Source organism: Bacteroidales bacterium (genome assembly GCA_021157585.1).
GTDB lineage: Bacteria > Bacteroidota > Bacteroidia > Bacteroidales > UBA12170 > UBA12170.
In genome coordinates, this window is sequence record JAGGWH010000138.1 from 1 (window position 1) to 2,965 (window position 2,965).

Consider the following 2,965-nt stretch of genomic DNA (forward strand, 5'->3'; position numbering starts at 1 on the left):
AATTAAAATATTTTGAAGGCTTTTCAAAATCGATAGAAAAGAAATTATCAAACGAACGCTTTGTAAATAACGCACCGAAAAAAGTAGTAGAATTAGAGCGCAAAAAACTCTCTGATGCCGCGCAAAAAATGATGTTAATCCAAGCTCAGCTTAAAAATTTGCAATAAATTTAGTTAGGAAGATAAAACTTTCCAGCTCTACCTAGTAGGATAGAATTATTTTATTCAACTGATTACCTAAGTTTTACACATGGTTTTTTTTCAGTTAAAGCAAGCATACTAGCATAATACAGAAAATCTACAAACATTTTATCAACAGTTAATATATGTTAAAAATATTTTATTAAATTAGCCCACTAAACTTTTAAAAAGTAATCAAAACTAAAAATTATGAGAAATTTGTTACAAAAAATGACTCTTGTTATAGCCCTTACCTTTTTTATGGGCTCAGTAATGGCTCAAGGGTTCGTAAAAGGAACAGTGGTAGACACTGACAATAACGAAACCCTACTGGGGGCTTCTGTTATTGTAAAAGGAACTACTACTGGAGCATCAACTGGTTTATCAGGCACTTTCAATCTTGAAGTTCCTGTTGGAGGTCAAACTATTGTTGTTCAATTTATTGGCTTTATTTCACAGGAATTTGATGTGACTATTCAAGAAGGTCAAACTATTGATCTTGGAACAATTGCGTTAGCTAGCAGTCAAATTGGTTTAAATGAAGTAAATGTTTTTGCTTCTATTGCTATTGATCGTAAAACTCCTGTTGCTATTTCATCCGTCTCCGCTCAATTAATTGAAGAGAAACTAGGATCTCAAGAATTCCCTGAGATTTTAAAATCTACTCCAGGTGTATATGCTACTAAATCAGGTGGTGGATTTGGTGATGGTAGATTAAACCTTCGTGGTTTTAACTCTGAAAATGTTGCTGTAATGATTAATGGTGTTCCTGTAAACGATATGGAAAATGGTAGAGTTTACTGGTCTAACTGGGCCGGTTTATCCGATGTTACTCGTACTATGCAAGTACAACGTGGATTAGGAGCTTCAAAAGTTGCTGTTCCCTCTATTGGTGGTACAATAAATATTGTAACTAAGACAACTGATGCTGAAAAAGGTGGAAGTGTTATCACTTCTATTGGTAATTCTGGATATCAAAAATACGGTCTAACCGTTTCAACTGGTTTATCTGACAATGGCTGGGCGACAACCGTTTCTGCTTCTAAAACAACAGGAGATGGCTATATTGATGGAACTGAATTTGATGGTTTTAACTATTTTGTAAATATTTCAAAAAGATTGGGACCAAATCAAACTATTTCATTGAGCTCTTTCGGAGCAAAACAAAATCACGGTCAAAGACAAAGCAAAAGCTTAATTTCAACCTACAGAAATGCTGAGAGCGGAACTAGATTCAATCCAGACTGGGGTTTAAGAGGCGGAAAAGTAGTTCATGTAGAAGACAACTTCTATTTCAAACCACAAACTTCTCTAAACCATTATTGGACCATCAATGATAAATCAACCTTATCAACTGCATTTTATGCTTCTTGGGGAACCGGTGGTGGTGGCGGCCAAGGTGGTGACGGAAGCTTGTTTAGTGTTAGATTAGGGGGAGATGATCAACCTATAGACATCGATAATATCGTTAACATAAACAGAGCAAATGGAGCATTGGGAGCTACTTCATATTTAAGAGCTTCTCATAACGACCACAGCTGGTATGGAGTACTTTCTACTTTTAATACGGAGTTAAGTGATAATTTAGATTTCATTGCAGGTATCGACTTAAGAACCTATACAGGACATCATTATCGTGAAGTAACTGATCTTTTAGGTGCTGCTTATGTTTTTAGTAATGACGATATTAACAATCCTAATGCTGCACTACAGGTAGGTGATAAATTCGGTTATTATAATGATGGAAATGTGGGATGGCAAGGTTTATTTACTCAATTAGAGTATAATATAAATAAACTGTCAACATTTGTTTCTGCATCTCTTTCCAATACTTCCTATCAAAGAGTTGATTATTTCCAATATTTGGATACTGATCCTTTGCAAACATCTGACAAATATAACTTTATGGGTTTTGGCATTAAAGGTGGTGCAAATTATAATTTAACCGACAAGCATAATCTATTCGCCAATGTTGGTTATTTTGAAAAAGCACCTGGTTTTGGTGCCGTTTTTATTAGATATAATAATACTGATGTCAACTCTGAAGCAGCAAACCAAAAAGTATTCAGTATTGAATTAGGTTATGGATATAGGGGTGAAAAATTGGCTGCTAACTTAAACCTATATAGCACAAAATGGAACGACAGAACTTTTACAAAATCTATACAAGTTTCTCCAGGTGTTTATAATTTCGCCAACTTATTAGGTGTAAACGCACTTCACCAAGGTATTGAATTCGATTTTACTTATAAGCCCTCTCGCAAACTATCTGCTTATGGAATGCTTTCTTTAGGTGACTGGAGATGGGATAACAATTTAGAAAATGTTCAAGTCTTTGATGAGAATAATGTTGCTATTGGCGATTCTTATAGCGTATATATTAAGGATGTGAAAGTCTCTGATGCCGCTCAAACAACTGCCGCTCTTGGACTTGACTATCAGATATTACCTAAAACTAATATCACGATTGATTATAACTATTATGCAAATTTATATGCTTATTATAATCCTACTGACAGAACTACTGAAGGTTTACCTCAACCATGGGAAGTACCAGCTTATGGTTTAGTTGATGCTAGTGCTAGATATAAATTTGATTTTGGTGGCTTTGATGCAACGCTGATAGTGAGAGTGAACAATCTTTTTGACACAGAGTATATTGCTGATGCTAGCGATGGAAGTAACTATGATGCCGCAACAGCCTATGTTTGGTATGGCTTTGGAAGAACATTCAATATCAGCGCAAAAATTAATTTTTAATTAAAAATAGATTAGTACTATGAAAA

2 protein-coding genes are annotated in these 2,965 nt (G+C 34.7%); both read left to right on the forward strand.

Going from position 1 to position 2,965, the window contains the following annotated elements:
- On the forward strand, window positions 1-167 hold a 167-nt coding region (locus tag J7K39_09515; protein ID MCD6180127.1), incomplete at its 5' end, for a hypothetical protein.
- 222 nt (window positions 168-389) lie between these two features.
- Window positions 390-2,939: a TonB-dependent receptor gene (locus J7K39_09520; protein MCD6180128.1), complete on the forward strand. Its 2,550-nt coding sequence runs from the start codon at window positions 390-392 to the stop codon at window positions 2,937-2,939.
- Window positions 2,940-2,965 lie beyond the last annotated feature (26 nt).

What these genes read in the sequence shown, in the direction of transcription:
- J7K39_09520 (MCD6180128.1), top strand. Translation starts at nt 390, where the DNA reads ATGAGAAATTTGTTACAAAAAATGACTCTTGTTATAGCCCTTACCTTT.